13 protein-coding genes and 1 tRNA gene are annotated in these 18717 nt (G+C 46.8%); 5 read left to right on the top strand and 9 right to left on the bottom strand.

Annotated features, from left to right (window positions below; genetic code table 11):
- Positions 1-197 precede the first annotated feature (197 nt).
- From G395_RS32925 to G395_RS0120600, 3 genes are all read left to right on the top strand, one after another.
- On the top strand, positions 198-1466 hold the full coding sequence (locus G395_RS32925; protein ID WP_026631802.1) for a TonB-dependent receptor plug domain-containing protein: 1269 nt from the start codon (positions 198-200) through the stop codon (positions 1464-1466).
- Positions 1463-2422 (top strand): outer membrane beta-barrel family protein, encoded by a 960-nt coding sequence (locus tag G395_RS32930; protein ID WP_169720056.1) that lies wholly within the window; start codon positions 1463-1465, stop codon positions 2420-2422. Before G395_RS32925 ends, G395_RS32930 begins: the two co-directional genes overlap by 4 nt.
- Before the next feature lie 207 nt (positions 2423-2629).
- Positions 2630-4096, top strand: coding sequence for a Gfo/Idh/MocA family protein (locus G395_RS0120600; RefSeq protein ID WP_026631804.1), 1467 nt, complete (start codon positions 2630-2632; stop codon positions 4094-4096).
- A gap of 57 nt (positions 4097-4153) precedes the next feature.
- Here G395_RS0120600 and G395_RS0120605 read toward each other — a convergent pair whose 3' ends face one another.
- Positions 4154-4879 carry an NUDIX hydrolase gene (locus tag G395_RS0120605; RefSeq protein WP_026631805.1) on the bottom strand — a complete coding sequence of 242 codons (726 nt, stop codon included), beginning with the start codon at positions 4877-4879 and terminating at the stop codon, positions 4154-4156.
- Positions 4880-5030: 151 nt separating this feature from the next.
- On the opposite strand from G395_RS0120605, the gene G395_RS0120610 reads away from it, so the two are divergent.
- Together G395_RS0120610 and G395_RS0120615 are read left to right on the top strand one after the other, a co-directional pair.
- The gene (locus G395_RS0120610) at positions 5031-8456 is read left to right on the top strand and encodes a ThuA domain-containing protein (RefSeq protein ID WP_051350277.1); all 3426 of its coding nucleotides are present in this window, start codon (positions 5031-5033) and stop codon (positions 8454-8456) included.
- A gap of 42 nt (positions 8457-8498) precedes the next feature.
- A complete protein-coding gene (locus G395_RS0120615) occupies positions 8499-8882 on the top strand; it encodes a hypothetical protein (protein ID WP_026631807.1) in 384 nt (127 codons plus the stop codon).
- Between the two features lie 80 nt (positions 8883-8962).
- On the opposite strand, the gene porU2 is transcribed toward G395_RS0120615, so the two are convergent.
- The 8 genes from porU2 to G395_RS0120655 all read right to left on the bottom strand — a co-directional run bounded on the left by porU2 (position 8963) and on the right by G395_RS0120655 (position 18667).
- The gene (porU2, locus tag G395_RS0120620; protein WP_026631808.1) at positions 8963-10843 is read right to left on the bottom strand and encodes a putative type IX secretion system sortase PorU2; all 1881 of its coding nucleotides are present in this window, start codon (positions 10841-10843) and stop codon (positions 8963-8965) included.
- The gene (locus G395_RS0120625) at positions 10834-11172 is read right to left on the bottom strand and encodes a hypothetical protein (protein WP_026631809.1); all 339 of its coding nucleotides are present in this window, start codon (positions 11170-11172) and stop codon (positions 10834-10836) included. Before G395_RS0120625 ends, porU2 begins: the two co-directional genes overlap by 10 nt.
- 38 nt (positions 11173-11210) lie before the next feature.
- Positions 11211-11525: a hypothetical protein gene (locus tag G395_RS0120630; protein ID WP_157486753.1), complete on the bottom strand. Its 315-nt coding sequence runs from the start codon at positions 11523-11525 to the stop codon at positions 11211-11213.
- Between the two features lie 189 nt (positions 11526-11714).
- Positions 11715-13163 carry a baeRF7 domain-containing protein gene (locus G395_RS0120635; protein WP_026631811.1) on the bottom strand — a complete coding sequence of 483 codons (1449 nt, stop codon included), beginning with the start codon at positions 13161-13163 and terminating at the stop codon, positions 11715-11717.
- An 82-nt stretch (positions 13164-13245) separates the two neighbouring features.
- Positions 13246-13446 carry a hypothetical protein gene (locus G395_RS32175; protein WP_026631812.1) on the bottom strand — a complete coding sequence of 67 codons (201 nt, stop codon included), beginning with the start codon at positions 13444-13446 and terminating at the stop codon, positions 13246-13248.
- 431 nt (positions 13447-13877) lie between these two features.
- Positions 13878-13951 (bottom strand) — tRNA-Pro (locus G395_RS0120645).
- Between the two features lie 115 nt (positions 13952-14066).
- Positions 14067-17498, bottom strand: coding sequence for an efflux RND transporter permease subunit (locus tag G395_RS0120650; protein WP_026631813.1), 3432 nt, complete (start codon positions 17496-17498; stop codon positions 14067-14069).
- A gap of 32 nt (positions 17499-17530) precedes the next feature.
- Positions 17531-18667 carry an efflux RND transporter periplasmic adaptor subunit gene (locus tag G395_RS0120655; RefSeq protein WP_026631814.1) on the bottom strand — a complete coding sequence of 379 codons (1137 nt, stop codon included), beginning with the start codon at positions 18665-18667 and terminating at the stop codon, positions 17531-17533.
- Positions 18668-18717 lie beyond the last annotated feature (50 nt).

The raw sequence follows: 18717 nt of genomic DNA on the forward strand, positions 1-18717 counted from the left end.
AATTTAATAAAGTTTTCGGGTCAGAAATGGCTTGCTTCCTGACGAAACGTCGTTTGGGTTAGTCGAACTGGTTTGACATGCGAAAAAAGCATTCTGTCAGCAAAAAGCCCAGGTCTGACAGTCACATTATTAATGCGATTTCTTCGCTTCTATATTTGAACCGTCAAAAAAATTGACTGGCCATAAAAACGGAAAAGATGAAAACGTACAACATGATCCTGCTTTTTGCATTGCTCTGCTGCCATGCGATCGCACAAACACCCGCACCCCAAAAAGTGCCAATCGAAAAAGCGCCGGAAAAGGCCAAAGATATTAATTTGAATGAAGTGGTTATTACGAAAAAGAAGCCGCTTATTGTCCAGGAAATTGATAAAACGGTTGTGAATGTGGAAGCAATGATCAGTGCGGCGGCCAGCAACACTTTGGAAGTTTTGGAAAAAACACCGGGCATTTCCATCAACAGCAGTGGCGAGATCAGTCTCAACGGCCGTAGCGGCGTGCTGGTGCTGATCGACGGGAAAAACACTTACCTGTCGGGGCAGGATCTTGCGGCATACCTGAAATCCTTGCCGGGCGGCAACCTGGATAAGATCGAGCTCATTGACAATCCATCGGCGAAGTACGACGCTTCGGGCAATGCGATCATTAATATCAAGCTGAAGAAGAACAGGATCGGTGGACTTACCGGCAGCGTCTCCCTGGGTGCATCGCTTGGCAAATACGCCCGGAACAATGATGCGGTTAACTTGAATTACAATCACAAAAAACTGAACCTCTTCGCGAACCTGGGCTATAATTATGAGAAAAACTATCGCAAAGATCATTTCGACAGGCGCTTTTTCAGTGAAGGCGGCGCACTGATCTCGACGGTTGACCTGCAAAATAATGTAGTGTACAAAGACCGCGGTTTCAACGCCAATATCGGAATGGATTATGCAGCAACTGCAAAGACAGTGTACGGTTTTATCTTCAATGTAAATAAGGGTGGGAGAAATGGTGTGTTTGATTATGAAAGCAGTGATTTTGATTCAAAAAATCGGCTGGAACGCACCGGAGAAGGCGATACGCGAGCCAAAGACACCAGGACGAACCTGGGTTTCAATTTCAATTTGCAACATAAATTTGATAACAAAGGCAACGAGCTTTCAGGAGATATTAACTATCTGAACTATAAATCAAATGGAAATCAGGCCTTGCAAAACTTCGCCTACGCACCGGAAGGCGCATTAATCGGACAAGAAACGTTCCGTTATGTCATCCCGGCCGGCATTGACATTTATACAGCCAAAGCAGACTACGTGCACCCACTGAAAAACAAAGCAAGGATTGAGGCGGGTTTCAAATCGAGCATTGTGGACAATGATAACCTGAACGAATTTTACAATGTGAACGGCGCTGAGCAGACGATTGATAATAGCCAATCCAACCATTTTAAATACCATAAAATATTAACGCATTGTATTTGAATGGGCAGAAATTGTGGAAACGGCTGGGCGTTCAGATGGGATTACGTGCTGAAAATACATGGGTTAAGGGCAATCAGCTGGGCAACGACGAAGTGCGGGGCAGCAGTTTTACTAAAAACTATACAGGACTGTTCTCGAGCGCCTACATTAGCTACAAACTGGATACGCTGGGCAATAATACATTGGGCCTGATGGCCGTCAGAAGGATCACCCGACCGAACTATCAGTTGCTCAATCCGTTCCTTTTTTATCGCGACCAATATTCGTACATATCCGGAAATCCGATGCTTAACCCGCAGTATCAGAGCCGGATAGAGTTAAAATTTCAGCATAAGCAGTTCCTGAATATGGGTTTGAGTTACAACAAATTTTCGGATCTTATTTTCCAGACCACAGAGGCCGTTAATGACGTTTTCACTACAAGGCCCAAGAATATTGCAGGTGGATTTATGGTTTTACTGAACACAACCGTGTCTACTTCTCCCACCGAATGGTGGTATCTGAACTATACCGCCCGCGTTTCACACATGGGCATTAATGGTCGCGTTTACACGGAAAACCTGCATTTTGACACGAATATTCTGCGTTTGGAAATAAATAATTTCTTCACGATCAGCCCAAACTGGAATGCAGAGCTGGGCGGTTATTACGCCAGTCGCGATATGAACGGGCAGACATTAACCCAGGGAATGTATCGGGTGAACGGTGCTTTGCAGAAAAAGATTTTGAAGGGAAAAGGCAGCCTGCGCGTTGCATTCGATGATTTGTTCCATTCGTGGGTTTATAATAACAGGTCGCTGAGCCTCAAACAGTCCGAATATTTCCAAACCAGTGAATCAGATACCCAGCGCATTAGTTTCGCAATGACCTACCGGTTTGGGAAGGAGACCTTCGCACGGAAACGTCGCCATAATAACAATGCTTCGGACGAGGAAAAGGGCAGAATTGACGGTTAACAGCGACCGCAGGAACATTCAGCTGATTATTTACGGAGGCAAATGGTCTCAACGGTTGGTTTTGGAGTAGAATGATTGTCGCAGGAAACGACCGGATTATTTTCGAGTAAATTATGAAAATAACCTGCTTAACAAAATAATAAACCTGTCCAAACTGTTGGATAAAGGCTGAATTGTTGCTGTCAAAGCACTAAACCAAAACCCGTGATGGAAAAAAAGAGTACAACAAGTGAAAAGTCAACCTCTTCCAGGAGAGACTTTGTTAAAGCTGCAGGTGTGACCGCGGCAGGTTTTATGATTGTCCCAAGGCACGTGCTGGGTGGAAAAGGCTTCACCGCACCCAGCGACAGGCTGACGGTTGCGGGTGTAGGAGTAGGCGGAAAAGGGACATCAGATCTAGCGAGCTTTGCAAAAAGCGGGAAAGCCGACATTGCTTATTTATGCGATGTAGACGACCGCCGTGCTGCTACAAGCATTGCCAATTATCCCAAAGCCAAGTATTACAAGGACTTCCGGGAAATGTTTGAAAAAGAATCCAAAAACTTTGACGCAGTTTCGGTTTCCACGCCCGACCATACGCACGCAGTTGTAGCCATGGCGGCCATGCAGCTAGGTAAGCACGTTTATGTGCAAAAGCCGATGACACATGATATCTACGAGGCAAGAAAACTCACAGAAGCTGCTGCAAAATATAAAGTGGTGACCCAGATGGGAAATCAGGGCTCATCCGGCGACGGCGTAAGGACATTGCACGAATGGTACGACGCAGGCATCATTGGCGACGTCGACACGGTTTATATCTGGACCAACAGGCCGATATGGCCACAAGGCATTCCCTGGCCGTCCGAAAAACCACCGGTTCCAAAGGAACTTGATTGGGATCTCTGGCTCGGAACAGCACCTAAAAAAGATTATGTAGAAAACCTGATCCCGGGAAGCTGGAGAGGATGGTGGGATTACGGAACCGGCGCACTAGGCGACCTGGGCTGCCACTTGATGGAAGCTCCGTTCCGCGTGCTGGGGTTGAAATATGCAACGGATATGCAGGCAAGTGTCGGCAGTGTTTTCACGGCTTTCGGCAAGAGAGGCATTTTCCCTGACAGTTGCCCGCCATCAAGCCACGCAACATTAACTTTCCCCAAAACAGCCAAAACAAAAGGCCCGGTAACCATGCACTGGATGGACGGCGGCATTAAGCCGGAGCGTCCGGAGGAACTTGGCCCGAATGAGTTGTTCGGAGATGGCAACAGCGGTATTTTGTTTGTTGGTTCAAAAGGCAAAATGATGGCCAGCGAATACGCTGCTAACCCACGTTTGCTGCCATTAACCAAAATGCAGGAAGTGAAAGTAAAACAAAAATTCGCCCGCGTACCAGGAAGTGCAGACGGTCACTACGCACAGTGGGTGGAAGGCTGCATCGCCGGTTACGGTAAGATGGAGCTAAGCTCACCATTCGAGCTAGCAGGTCCGCTAACCGAAGCAATCCTGGGTGCCAACCTCGCCATCCGCGGCGCAGATATGCCAAAGGCAAGAGAAGACGGAAAAGGCTTTACCTATCCAGGAAGCAACATGAAAATGCTTTGGGACGCTCAAAACATGAAGGTTACCAACTTCGACGAAGTAAACCAATTCGTCCGCCGGAATTACCGGGAAGGTTGGAGTTTGGGAGTTTAAGCTCTCAATAACTTTTAGCAAAAAAGGCCGTGACTACAATCACGGCTTTTTTGTGCCCTAACTCTTCCTGCGATACAGGTAGGGCGCCTTGTTAGCGGCGCCGGTGAATTTCTTTTCCAGGCGTTCCAACACATTCAGATCCAGGATCTTCTTTTGGAAATTGTTTCTTGCAAAAGGTTTGTCGAAAATGGTTTCGTAGAGCTCCTGCACATCTTTCATCGTAAATGTCTCGGGCAGGAGGTTGAATGCGATCAGCTTTTCGTCCAGGTTGAACCGGAGCGATTCTAATGCTTTTTCTACAATCTCGTTGTGGTCAATGATCATTTCCGGCAGTTCCTTGATGTTGTACCAACCAATGGACGAGTCCAGTTCTGTTACTTCCGGGACGACCTTATCCAGTTCCACAAGCGCATAATAACCGATTGATACGAAGCGTCTTGTAAACCAGTCGAATTCTTTACCATGTTTTCCATTCCCATGAAGCAGGTCCGGATTCAGTTCAATGAGTTTATTGATAAAAACCAGGCTGTTTCTTGCGGCTTTTCCAAAGATGTAGAATTGATCCAGATAGATTTCGCTGATTCCGGTCCGTTGCTGAAGAATGCGGTTTGCCGCTGTATCAATGTCTTCGTCCTGAAAAACAAAACCACCGGGTAAGGCCCAGAAATCACCGTTGAAATTGAGCTTAGGCACCAACACTTTCAATTGCTTGTCGTGATAACCAAATATCACACAGTCGATTGACAACTGCTCAATGTAATTCTGTTCACTCGGATTACGCATCATGTAGGTTTAGGAAATGTGGTATAATACAAATGTAAAATAGAAAAATATTTATTGTCTAATTTTTAGACAATAAATAAATTAATGATAACTTTGCTTTACTTAATCAAAACTAAGATAACGGATGAAAGTAAAGTCTCTACTATTAAGCATGCTCGCTTTGAGTTTTTGCTTAACGTTTCAATCTGCTGACGCGCAAACCCCAAAGGTGAATGTGTTGGTTTTCAGTAAGACCGCTTCTTTCAGGCACGAGTCCATTGCTGCCGGAAAAACAGCATTGACCAAAATGGCGAAAGACAAGGGTTTCGGTGTCAGCTTTACGGAAGATGCCAGCCAGTTTAATGAGCCTAACCTGAAAAAATACAATACTGTTGTTTTTCTAAACACAACAGGCGATGTGCTGACCAATGAACAGCAAGTTGCGTTTGAGCGATACATTCAGGCGGGGGGAGGTTATACAGGCATACATGCCGCCACAGATACGGAATACGAATGGCCATGGTACGGTCAGCTCGCTGGCGCTTATTTCCTGGATCATCCCATGACACCCAGCAATGTGCAAAAAGGGAAATTTATCGTGACCGAAAAAAATCATTGGGCAACGCAAGGGATGCCGGATGAATTTGAAAGAACGGATGAGTTTTACAGCTTCAAAGACATTTCACCCAAGATCAAAGTTGTACTTAAAATTGATGAAAAGAGCTATATAGGCGGTAAAAACCCCGATTTTCACCCGATGGGATGGTATCAGGAATTCGACGGCGGCCGCTCGTTTTACACGGCGATGGGACATACGGACGAGACATTCTCTGATCCTCTTTTCCTGAACCACCTGTATGCCGGGATTAAATATACAGCCGGCGGTGATTCACCAAAAACAGTGGATTTCTCCAAATCCCGACCTGAAGAGAACCGCTTTACAAAGGTGATCCTGGAAGAAAAGCTGGATGAGCCTATGGAGCTGAGCGTGCTGGACAGAGACCGTATCCTGTTCATTCAGCGCAAAGGAGAAGTGCGGCTTTATAATGTCAAAACGAAAGAATTGAAGAACATTGCTAACATTCCTGTCAGTACAAAATACAAAAACAAAGAAGGTAAGGAATCGACAGGCGAGGATGGGCTTTTGGGTTTGAACAAAGATCCAAACTTTGCTCAGAATCATTGGATTTACCTATATTATTCCATACCCGAAGCGCCTAAGAATGTGCTGGCAAGGTTTGAAATGAAGGGCGACCTGCTGGATCTTGCAACCAAAAAAGTGCTGCTGGAAGTGGAGACGCAGCGTGAAGAATGCTGCCATACGGGTGGTTCAATTGCCTGGGACAAAGCGGGTAACCTATATTTATCGACAGGGGATAACACTAACCCACATGGCTCGAATGGTTACAGCCCGAGTGATGAGCGCGAGGGAAGATCAGCCTGGGATGCGCAGAAATCTTCTGCCAATACGAATGATCTTCGTGGCAAAATCATACGCATTAAGCCGCAGCCGGATGGAACTTACACCATTCCGGAAGGCAATCTTTTTGCCAAAGGGACCCCGCAGACGTGTCCGGAAATTTTCACAATGGGTCACAGAAACCCATTCAGGATCTCAGTGGACCAGAAAACGGGTTACGTATACTGGGGTGAGGTTGGTCCGGACGCAGCCAAACCGGATTCTAGCAGAGGACCTGCCGGGCATGACGAAGTAGGGCAGGCTCGTAAGGCTGGGAATTTTGGCTGGCCGCATTTTGTGGGAGATAATAAGGCATATAACAAGTTTGATTTTGCAGCAAGCAAGTCTCTGGAAAAGTGGGACGTTGCCGCGCCCACCAACAATTCGCCGAGCAATACTGGCTTAAAAGTGCTTCCACCGGCTCAAAAAGCATTCATCTGGTATCCATATGGTGCATCAAAGGAGTTTCCGTTAACAGGTAGCGGTGGCAGAAATGCAATGGCAGGCCCCGTTTTTTACTCGGACGGCTTCAAAAATGCGACTAATGCATTTCCGGCTTACTACAACGGCAAACTGCTTACTTACGACTGGATGCGCGGCTGGATTATGTCTGTGACGATGGATCAGGAAGGCAATTATGCTGCTATGGAGCGGTTTATGCCCAGCTACAAGTTCTCCAATCCGATGGACATGGAATTTGCAGAAAACGGAAATTTGTATATGCTGGAATACGGAACAGGCTGGTTTTCAGCGAATGATGATGCGCGCTTAATCCGCATTGAATATAACGGTGGCAATCGCAAACCGCAGATCCAGATGGCTGCTAACAAAATGGGCGGCTCTGCCCCGCTTGCTTTGAAACTAGATGCAAAAAGAACGGTTGATGCCGACAATGATGTGCTGAACTATTCATGGAAAGTCACTTCAAAAAATGGTTTCTCAAAGCAGATCAACACTCCGGAAGCGAATTTGACGCTTACCAAGCTGGGTGTTTACAAAGCTACTTTGACCGTTAATGATGGTAAAGGCGGCGTCAGCACGCAGTCGATGGAAATCACGGTTGGCAACGAGCCGCCGGTATTAAGCCTCGATATGCCGATGGGTAACAAGTCGTTTTATGCTGCCAACAAACTTTTCAATTATGATGTAAGAGTTTCTGACAAAGAAGACGGAACATTGGAAAAAGGCATTGAGGCAGACCGCGTTGCAGTGAACATTGATTACCTGGCCGAAGGTTTTGATAAGATCGCCATTGCGCAGGGACACCGTTCGGCAGATGCCAGCGCTGCATTTGCTCCGGGCAAAAAACTGATCGAAGCCAGTGATTGCAAAGCTTGCCACAGTGTGGATAAAAGGTCGATCGGTCCTGCTTACCGCGAGGTCTCAGCCAAATACAAGGGCGATAATTCGGCCGTTGAGAAGCTGACTAAGAAAGTGATCGCTGGTGGGGGAGGCGTTTGGGGTGAAACGGCCATGGCAGCGCATCCCCAGCTTTCAGCAGCAGACGCTTCCGAAATGGTGAAATACATTCTGAATGTGACCAATGAAAAGCCGAAGGAGAAATCAATGCCTGCAAAAGGCAGCTATGTAGCCAAGGTTCCGGCGGGCGATAAAGGCAAGGGCGTATTCATTGTAAGGGCTGCCTATGAGGATAGTGGCGCAAGCGGCTTGCCATCATTGAAATCGGAGAAAACGCTTGTATTGAAAAATGCAAAAATGGATATGCACAATTTCGATGTGTATGAAGACATGATGAAGATAGCAAATGGTGGTATGAACCTGGCTATTGCTTCGAAATCAGGATGTTATGTTGTGCTTAAACAAACAGATCTGAGCGGAATTTCGGAGGTGCAGTTGCAAGCCATCGCACCAAAGCCGCAGGTTAATGCTGCCGGTGGAAAAGTAGAGCTGCGGCTCGACAGCCCTACAGGCCCGGTAGTAGGAACGTCCGAATTCCTCGAACCGACCGAAAAAATGGATTTCAAACCAAACATCCTAAGTATTCCAATCAAACTGGCAGGGCAACCGGATGGCAAACTGCACGATGTTTACCTGGTATTTACCAATCCCAAAGCCGATGGACATTCGCTGATGGTTGTGCTTGGAGCGGAGTTTAAGCTTGCGGAAATAAGTAATTAAAGAAAATAACAGTCAGTCTATCAATTTTAATTAACCAGAACAATGAAAAGAACCTGTATGGCCTTCGTATTTTTGTTTTTAGGATTTGCTATTAACGGATTTTCCCAAACCGCAACAACGAACGACTTTTTCCTGGGTAAGTGGGAAGTTTTGGTTGTAGGCACTCCCGACGGAGATTCTAAACTGGTGACCGAATTAACCCGGGAAGACGGAAAACTGACCGGCGAACTGAAAGATCCGACCGGAAAAAACCCAAATGCTTTGCCAATCTCAAACATCATGGAGGAAGGTAACAAAATGACCATTTTCTTCGAAGCCCAAGGAACAGAAGTGTCTTTGGACCTGGCAAAAGTAGATGACGATCATTTAAAAGGCTCGGTAATGAACGGAATGTTTGATGCTACGGCGGTCCGGATTAAGGAGTAGGTTGGAGTTAATAGCTGAGTAATAGTTTAGCCCGAAAATGAGGTTTCATTCAAAATGTTTGAAACCTCATTTTGGGCTTTTTATTTTCCATGGATGATTGCTTTGCCTGGCAATGTCGCCAAGGGTTCATTCCGTTCATTGATCAAGAAAACTTTATATACGTAAAGTCCGGGCACAGGATTGGCGGGCAGCCAATACCATTCATTTGTGAGTGTTCCCGGTAAGACTGTGATAAGCTTATCTTCCACAACAATGCCCTGCTGATTGTAAATGACAGTCCGGATGGCGCGTAGTTCGGCATTTTTTGCCGCTTTAAGCTCGAAACGCAAATACACTGATGTTGGATTAGGACTTACTACGAGTTCGGTAGGCGGGTTTTCATCATCAACCACTTCAACCCCACAATGCTTTAAGAATATTTCAACCAGCGAAGTGTCCGGCGGAAGCAGTCTGTCATCCGACAATAGCACCGTCACATTCGGATCAGCTGAAATGGTTTCCTTATGTTGTAATAATCTGTCATTGAACTCCACAGTGACTAATGGTGGCACAATGTCCTTCGTATTCTCAGAGGAAAATGTGGTTTTTGTCCTGATCATTTCCCAGTCAATGTCCAGTTCTGCAATGTTGTTACTTGTGTTTAGTTCCTCAATCAAATGATCAGGATCTACACGGACCTGGACTTTTTGGATATCTTTTGAATTAAGAAAAGTTACTTGTAATGTGTTTTGAGCAGGAAAAGATTTCAGCATTTGTGTTTTAACAACATTACCCTGCTTCCCAAAATAGGTCACCTTAACCTGCACGTCTTGTCCGGCAACGAATCTGCCGTCATTATGCATTTCGACTTTAACTTTTAAGGAGTCAGACGATTCAAACGACTGGCCCGCCGATTTTGAGTGTAGTGAAATGCTTTCCTCCGGATCAACTGAATAATCAGGTCTGCCTACCGTGACGAGCCGCAATGCCGGATCACCCTGCAACAAAGACTGATGCACATTGGCAATGCTGTATTCATCCTTATCCTTCGTGACAATGTCACTGGCAACTGCCATCTGGATTTTTCCGATCGGCAAGTGCACGGTGGCCGGGTCTGTGAACATATAATGATACAATCTGCGCAGATATTTCGCGGAGGGGCTTACGTAGCTTTGAAAGGAATTCGAAATGATTGCGATAGCGCCGCGGTCAGGGGCCAGCAGCCAGTCCAGCGAGAGGGTAATCCTGTCGTCTGACTTAGGCGTTTTCGGGTTCTGGTTGGATCTTCCGGTAAATATATTTCCTACCCCACAGCCATTAAAATACATCATCGGATACTTACGCAGGTTATTGTAGTTGCGAGGCGCATCGGTAATGTAGCCGAAATCCAAATCGGTGATGTAAGTCGACCCATGGCCAAAAAAAGTGATCAGCCCGGCTCCTGCATTGACATCTGCCGTTATGCTGACGGGTTCTGGCTCGGCCATCGCCTGTTGTTTGACATATTGTTTCACTTTACCACCCAGCTGACCGTTTTGAACATCGGGTTCCAGGATGCTTAGCAGCCCTTTTAATTGTGTGATCTCGCCGACGGTTTTGCCGCCATTCAGATGCAGGACATTCTTCCGCCAGGCGTAATCCGTGCTGTTACTTTCATACTGCTTTACCTTTTTCAGATAGTCGGTAACATGCCGGGGGATAAAAGCAGACAGCCTGCCGACCGGCATAGCAGGGACATCCCTGGCCGCTCCGGCAAGTCCCTCTACCAGCAGCACGTCAGAACCGGGATACCCGATCGTGGGCACTTCTCCTGGCAGCTCCCGTTTCATTTTTTCGTTGTGTGTGATCGATTTTCCGATCAGGAACAAATATTTGTCCTTTCCGCCCTCGGTAAGCATATAAGACATCAACTTCCTGATGGCAACCGGGCTGGGTTCGCCGTAGTTGAATTGATTGTATACCTCTTGGATTGCTATAACCAAAGGTTTAAAGCTCCCTCCGGTCTGGGATGCACGGTAATCAGCGAAATGATCCCTTTGTTTTCGGCATCGGTATCTCCGGGTTTTAAGTCGAACGAAAACGCAGCCGGACTAAATCTTGAAATCGCCAGCACATTTACCAAGCGCAATGACTTTGGATTTTTACCAACATAAATTTCGATCAGATGCTCCATGTCGCTTCTGCCGTGAATCAGCAGCTTAACATTGGGTAGTTGCGTACGGCTAGCCAGGTTTTTCAACTCAAAATTTCCCGTAATAGAACCAGCCCCGTCTCTATCCTGGATGCGGCTGGTCTTGCTGGCGCCGTTCACAAAAAAACTATTTAGAAAGGGCGGTGTGCTCTCATATTTCAGCTCCCCCCGTCATTGGGAAGCGCGTAAAACAGAACTTCTTTGTTATTGGCGCTTAAAATAGAAATTTGCTTTCCACGTCTCCATAATTGCAACTTATCAGGAGATCCGGTTGGAAAATCTTTGGGCAGTGAGGCTAGCGATATCCTGTGAATGCCCTTTTTCACAATCCCGATTTTTACATACGGCTTTTGATAATGTATCCAACCATTTGCAAACGGAGGCCCCCATTGCGCGCTGACTGCGTGCTGCATAAGCAAAGCAACAATGGCCAGTAACATTGTTCTGGCCAGGATTGAAATAGAATCTAGCATATGTAGTTTGGGAATGTGCGGGCTTGTTACCCGTGCATTGCACAAGAAAAAGCATGCGATTCACTAGTCAACTTCACATTGAGCAACCGTGCGGAATCAGTTATCCTGCGGCAAATAACAAAGCGGCCCGCCGAGCAACTCGGCGGGCCGCTTCATACGTTATCCCTACAAATGTATTAGCTCTACATGCTAATACCTGAACACCGCCGCAACAGGCGATTCTGCGGGCATTTTGTCTTCGTCAAGTACATAGACCTCGCCACCGTTCTGGATTGTTTTGATCAATGCTTCGTCCAGCAAGTCTTCCGAATCGGCACTTTCTGATTCACCAAGTGTGAGCTCGTTCGAATTTTCATCAAATGTGCCCCAAATGTGGTTTGCCTTTTTTACGAAAATATGGGATATCCTGCCGTAATAAGCTGCGGGAATGATTTCGTTGGGAGACGATGAAGTGAGTTCCGTAGCCGACTGATTGGCGAAGATTGTCAGCGCTTTTTCCATGGGTTGCTGGAAATAAGGCAACATGATTTCCTTGGCCAATTTGTACAGTTCATTCTTATCATCATGCTCATGGCTGCCGGTTAAAGATTCGCTGCAAACATTGTGATAATCGCAAACGGATTTATAGATCGGGATCAGATATTCCACCCCGGCCAGGAGAAGTGGCACATTCTCGGTATGCAATATTTGTTTGTACAGAATATCATCCACATGCTCGAAATAGGTGGCAATGTTGGCTTTCTCGTCCGGATTGCCTCCGCCCATTCCGTGAAAATTGGCGCCGCCTCCCGAGCTGTTTGCTACACGAACCGTGCTTGCATCTTTTTCGGAAATCCGTTTCACGTCCATCATTTCATCGGGCAGGTCGGGCACATTGATGTATTCCATTCCAAATGCATCCGCTCTGAACAACTTGCATTTCTGCTTGCTGATGACGAGCAGGAAGAAATGCTCTTTGCTGGCCATGATCGGGATCAACGGGGAGACGTAGAAGCTTTTTTCGCACATCAGCTCGTTTTCGGGAGCAACCGGCATTTTAATATACCTGAAATAACCCTCCGAAATGAAGACTGCAAGTCCTTCGTTCATGCCAGCCCAAAATGTATCGTTTTGCAGCAGCTCATAACCTGGCGTCAGCATTTGTTCGATTACCGCCTGAGGAATTTCCCTATCAGCCAATCGTTTTGAAACATCCTGAAGAGCATTTTTGAAATTAATCAAATCCTTTTTCTCGTTCACTTCCACACCCGACTTATGAGTAGGAATGTACATGGTAACGCAGCAGGGCGCCTGATAACTGGCTAGCTCAATAAACAAATCTTTATCCAGCACCTGCGGAAGCTCTTCGGGCTCAGTTTTATTCTCGTCATCTATCGAAAGCTCGGCTGTTTTATCACTTTCAGGCTTATTTTCCTTACCCTTGAAAGAATTTTCTCCTTTTGAGGTGTTCCTGTTCGGGTGCCGGATCGGCAGCGACGGATCCAGGGTCAGGTCGTCTTCGACATATTTATTATCCAATTCCAAAAACTCATCCAACTTCTCAGCTGGCGCATTGGAAATTCCTAATCCCTCCACTTTGTTAATGGTTGAAGGTTTTCCTTTGGGCGGATGAAATCCACCTGATTGATCTTTTCCCATAATTCAAACTGATTTTGATACTAACTGTTAGGCTGGCGATGCATTAAAAATTATGCCAACATTGACTCAGGCAAATAGTCGTTTAAAGGTCGCCGCCCGGCTCTGTCAGAATCTTATCCTCCTCATTCTTGATTTTTGCCTTATCTTTTTTTGTTTGGTTCAAGGGCCGATTGTAGGAAGTGCCGTCGGGCTTTCTAAACAGTCCCGGTGTGAACAAATCGTCTAATTTGACTGTGCCATGTTCATCAGGGCTGGGCTTATTGTCAGCTGTGTTGTCGTTCATGATTTCGCAATGTGGATGGGTGGTTGAAAAAATCCCGCGGTAGTAAATTTTCGTACCAGCCTGATGAGCCTCACATTGCGCTACACTTCGGGTTTTGAGAAAATTTTTTTGTCTGGAATCGGGACGATGCAGATATGCGTTCCGTTCACTTGCGATTCCTAGCACCCCTTGCCAGTGCGCCTTAAACCCAAAAAAGCCCGGTCGTTAGACCAGGCTTCGTCCGGATGACAAGATTCGAACCGCGCGGCGGCCGCTTGCGACCCCTAGCACCCTCTTGCCAGTGCGTCTTAAAACCAAAAAAGCCCGGTCGTTAGACCAGGCTTTGTCGGGATGACAAGATTCGAACCGCGCGGCGGCCGCTTGCGACCCCTAGCACCCTCTTGCCAGTGCGTCTTAAAACCAAAAAAGCCCGGTCGTTAGACCAGGCTTCGTCGGGATGACAAGATTCGAACTTGCGACCCCTAGCACCCCATGCTAGTGCGCTACCGGGCTGCGCTACATCCCGAAATGGGACTGAGCTGACTCAGATCCCGAACTCTTTGGGGTTGCAAATCTAGGAATTTTTGGAATACTGCCTATTCCAATTTGAAAAAAAATGAGACAGGCAGTATTTTCTAATGCTAAATCGTTTCGTTTTGCCAATTCGGGTTCACAACTTCCTGCTTGCCCTTTCTGAACCACTTATCCCGCACACGCTCGTTTACATAATACATGCACGGAACCATGATCAAGGTAAGTATCGTCGAGAATGTTAGTCCGAAAATGATGGTCCAGGCGAGAATGTTCCAGAAAATGGAGCTCGGGCCGCCGACGATGAGATGCGGTTCGAGGTTTCTGAACAGACCTACGAAATCCACTGTGATACCCAATGCAAGCGGAACAAGTCCGAGCACGGCGGCCGAGGCGGTCAGCAATACGGGTGTTAAACGGATCGCCCCGCCTTCGATAATGGCTTCGCGCATCGGGTAACCGCGCCCACGGAGCTCTTCGATAAACTCGATGAGCAGGATCCCGTTTTTCACCACAATCCCGGCCAGTGCAATGATCCCCACACCGGACATAATCACTGAGAAATCCTTTTTGAAGATGATAAAGCCGAGCAATACACCGATCAGTGATAACAGGATGGTGAAGAAGATAATGAATGGCTTCACAACCGAGTTGAACTGCGTGGCGAGGATCAGATAAATCAGCAGGATCGCGGCACCAAATGCGGTTCCGAGGAACGCCATGGATTCGTTTTGCTCTTCCTGTTCACCACCCATTTTGATGATATATCCATTCGGAACCTCCATATCCTGGATCAGTGCCTGAATTTGTCCCACGATTTCGTTGGCATTGTAACCCGGCAAAACGTCCGAGCCTAATGTTACGATCCGGCTTTGGTCCTGGCGGTTGATCTGGCTGAATGTTGTGGAATAATGAATGTTGGCCACCGACGTGATTGGAACCTGGCGCAATGCACCGCCCATATTCATGTCGCGGTAAACCACGTTTAGGCTCAAAAGCTTCTCAATTTGCTCGCGATCGTCTTTTTCAAGCCTTACCATGATCGGATATTCGTCCTTATCGTCGCGAAATTTCGAAACTTCAAGACCGAAAAGTGCGGTGCGGACGGCGAGGGCGATTTGCTGCGAACTAATGCCTTCGCGCTGTGCTTTTTCACGGTCAATGTCGATGACGATCTCTGGCTTGTTCGTTACCAAATCCGAACGCAGCTGGTCAATCCCTTCAATGCCCGATTGCTGTACTTTTTGCAAAACACTTTTTTCAAGTTTTTGAAGCACTTCAAAATCATCTCCCGAAATCTCAATCGAAATAGGCTTACCCGTTGGTGGTCCGACAGCTTCGCGTTCTACCGAAATTTCCGCTCCCGGGATGCCTTTTACAGCTTCGCGGATTTTGCGTAAAATGGCTTCTGATGAACGTCCGCCGCGTTCTGTTCCGTAAACGAACGCTACGGTAACTTTCGATTTGTGCGGCGTTGCGGCGCGGTCTGGGTTGTAAGGGTCACCGGCGTTTTTACCCACGTTGGCAATTACCGAGTTCACCATATCCATGGCTTTTTCTTTTTCCAAAACATCAAAAACCTTCTTTTCAATGATTTTGGTCACAGAATCCGTCACACGCGCATCCGTTCCGATTGGCATTTTATTGTACACATACACATAATCCGGGTCACCGCTTGGGAAGAAAAGCACTTTGGGCTGCACTATGCCGGTCAGGACAAATGTGAAGATCAAAAGTCCGAATACAATTGCAATCGCGACAACCGGTCTCCATCCGCGCAACAGCCAGTCGATCAGCTTGCGATAGTTGTTTTTCAAAGCCGGTAACAGGCGATCCTGGAAGGGAACAAGGATTCTAGGTGTCAGAATATAATGATTGAAAATCCAGAGGATCAGGATAAATATGAAGAAGTTACCCACGCCGCGGTCGATCAGATAACCGATTATCGCCGCTACTGCGAGGATAATTAATGGCCGGCGGATTCCCTTGAAACTGGTGTCATGCGCTTCCTTCTCATCATCATGGCGGCCCATGAACGAAACGGCGAAAACCGGGTTCATCACATAAGCTACAAACAGCGACGCTCCGAGCGTAATAATGAGCGTCAGCGGCATGAATTTCATAAATTCCCCAACTATACCCGTCCAGAAAAGCAGCGGGAAGAATGGCGCAATGGTCGTTAATGTTCCGGAAAGAACGGGAATAAATACTTCACCCGCCGCCGCTTTTACTGCCTGCTGGATTGTCCAGTCTTTATGGTTGTTGAACAAGCGGTGCGTGTTCTCAATAACCACGATCGCGTCATCCACCACAAGCCCTATCCCGAGCAAGAAGGCGAAAAGAACGATTGTATTCAATGTAAATTCGGTTCCTACCAACGGCCCGATGATCGGCATCATAACGAATGCAACCAATGCAGAAAGCGGCACGGAAAGTCCTACGAAAATTGCGTCACGGACACCCATGAAGAACATAAGCACCATTACCACGAAGATAAATCCGAGCACAACCGTGTTTATAAGGTCATGCAAATCAGCGCGCGTCTGGATGGATTGATCGGCTGTGATTTTTACGTCCAAGCCAGGAGGAAAGCGGTTTTCTTTGAATTCTGCGATTACGTCCTCGATCTTGTCAGCAGCGTCCACCAGGTTTTCACCGGAACGTTTGATGACGTTCAATGTGATTACCGTTTTGTTCGCCAAACGGGCAAAATCCTGCTGTTCTTCAAAGTTATCAGACACTTCGGCCACGTCGCCCAGGCGCACGGTTGCGCCGGTTGCCGTGCGGATGCGAATGTTCGCCATATCCGCAACATTGGTATACTCACCTTTTACACGAAGCGTCCTGCGCACACCCTGCACATTCAGCTCACCACCTGAAACGTTAATGTTCTCACTCTGAATTGCACTTTGGATATCAAAAAACGTCAGACCGGACGATTTCATGCGGTCCAGATTTACATTGATCTGGATTTCGCGGTTCAATGCACCCAAGATATCCACACGCGTAATTTCTGGCAATGCTTCAATTCCGTCCTGCAAATCTTCTGCGTATTGCTTTAATTGTTTCAGTGAGAAGTTACCCGCAATGTTCACGTTCATGATCGGGAACTCCGAGAAGTTCACGTCCTGGGCTGTGGGACCCGAATCGAGGTTTTGCGGCAAGTCGGTTTTGGCCTTGTCAATCGCATCCCGGACTCGCTGCAATGCAACTTCCACAGCCACATCCGGCGTAAATTCTACCAGGATTACAGAAACATCCTGCAATGCATTAGACTTGATCTTTTTAACACCATTGAGCGATTTCAGCTGCTTCTCAATGGGTTTGTTGATCGTGTTTTCAATATCCGCTGGCGCCGTTCCGAAGTAAATCGTGTTGATATAGATCTGCGGGATCTTTATATCCGGAAACTGCTCTTTGGGCAGGTTATTATAGACCATAAACCCGGCAAGCGTAATGATGAACGTAAAGATGTAAATCGTTGTCCGATTCTCTACGCACCAGTTGGTAAAGCCTAAGGTTTTATATTCGTTAAATTTCATAAATAGCTAATGTTGAATGAGATAAATAGCCCTTAATAGCTTATCGGCTGACCGTCGGAGACTTCCTGGTAACCCAATGTGATCAGCTGGTCGCCCGCGGTGAGGCCCGAAAGGATTTCAACTTTTCCGTTGTAGCTCAATCCCGTTTTCACCTCTTTTGCCTTGGCTACTTTCTTATTGCCTTCGGTTACAGCCACATATACAACATTTCCTTTTTCAGTGCTCTGAACATAATTCTGATCAATCGCCAATGCATTCTTGCTGATCGCATCATTGATCTGCACCTGTGCCATCATGTTTGGCTTAATGTCCTTGCTCGTTGGCAAGTTGGCTTCAATTGTGAATGTCCGCGACAAAGGATCCACCGCAGTGCTTACGAAAGTGATTCTCGCCTTATATTCCTTTTTCAAATCAGGAAATTTCACGATCACTTCATCACCTTTTTTCACACTGGCAGCATAAGTGTCAGACACTTTTGCAGTCACTTTCAGATTGCTCAGATTCACAATCCTCACCACCCCTACACCCGGAGAAGCCATTTCGCCTACTTTCACATTAACCATATCCACCACGCCGGCCATCGGCGACACAATGTTGGTCTGCGATAATTGTGCATTCAAAGTGCTCATCTTTCTTTCCAAAGCCTCTTTGTTGTTTTTGGCTTGCAGATATTGAATCTCTGTTCCGATCTTTTGGTCCCAAAGGTTTTTCTGCTTTTCGTAGATCGTGTTGGCAAGCGACATCTGCGTTTTCAGCTCCTCGATAGATTCCGTCAAAATGCTGTTGTCGATTTTACCAATAATGCCTCCCGCTTTCACGTAATCGCCTTCTTTGACATACATGGCCACCACAGCGCCGCCCGATTTCGGCGTTACCAGCACATTGTTTTTGGCATCCACAGTTCCCTGCAATTCCACGTAATGGCGGAATGTTTCTGCATTTAATGTGTCGATGCTGACCGGCTTTACTTTCGCCTCGGCGGCTTTGTTTGGATCCAATTTCGTGATCTCGATTTCAAGCGCTTTGATCTTTTTCTCAGTCTCTGCACGCTCCGCTTTCAGCTTGGCAAGCTCTTCTTTCTTGCCTGCCACACCTTCTTTCTTTTCTCCTCCGCCGCATGCTGAAAGCAGGACGGTCATGGCTGTAATAATTAAAATATGTCGTTTCATGATGTAGGTAAATAGCAGTTTCAAGTTTTGTTTTCGTGTTAATGTGATGC

Source organism: Dyadobacter alkalitolerans DSM 23607 (assembly GCF_000428845.1).
In the GTDB taxonomy this organism is placed as follows: Bacteria; Bacteroidota; Bacteroidia; order Cytophagales; family Spirosomataceae; genus Dyadobacter; species Dyadobacter alkalitolerans.

Bases quoted from the DNA above. Each gene is read 5' to 3' on its own strand.
- G395_RS0120630 (WP_157486753.1), bottom strand. From the start codon at position 11,525: ATGCTAGATTCTATTTCAATCCTGGCCAGAACAATGTTACTGGCCATT.
- G395_RS0120650 (WP_026631813.1), bottom strand. From the start codon at position 17,498: ATGAAATTTAACGAATATAAAACCTTAGGCTTTACCAACTGGTGCGTA.
- G395_RS0120615 (WP_026631807.1), top strand. From the start codon at position 8,499: ATGAAAAGAACCTGTATGGCCTTCGTATTTTTGTTTTTAGGATTTGCT.
- G395_RS32925 (WP_026631802.1), top strand. From the start codon at position 198: ATGAAAACGTACAACATGATCCTGCTTTTTGCATTGCTCTGCTGCCAT.
- G395_RS0120600 (WP_026631804.1), top strand. From the start codon at position 2,630: ATGGAAAAAAAGAGTACAACAAGTGAAAAGTCAACCTCTTCCAGGAGA.
- G395_RS0120605 (WP_026631805.1), bottom strand. From the start codon at position 4,879: ATGCGTAATCCGAGTGAACAGAATTACATTGAGCAGTTGTCAATCGAC.
- G395_RS0120610 (WP_051350277.1), top strand. From the start codon at position 5,031: ATGCTCGCTTTGAGTTTTTGCTTAACGTTTCAATCTGCTGACGCGCAA.
- G395_RS0120655 (WP_026631814.1), bottom strand. From the start codon at position 18,667: ATGAAACGACATATTTTAATTATTACAGCCATGACCGTCCTGCTTTCA.
- G395_RS0120635 (WP_026631811.1), bottom strand. From the start codon at position 13,163: ATGGGAAAAGATCAATCAGGTGGATTTCATCCGCCCAAAGGAAAACCT.
- G395_RS32175 (WP_026631812.1), bottom strand. From the start codon at position 13,446: ATGAACGACAACACAGCTGACAATAAGCCCAGCCCTGATGAACATGGC.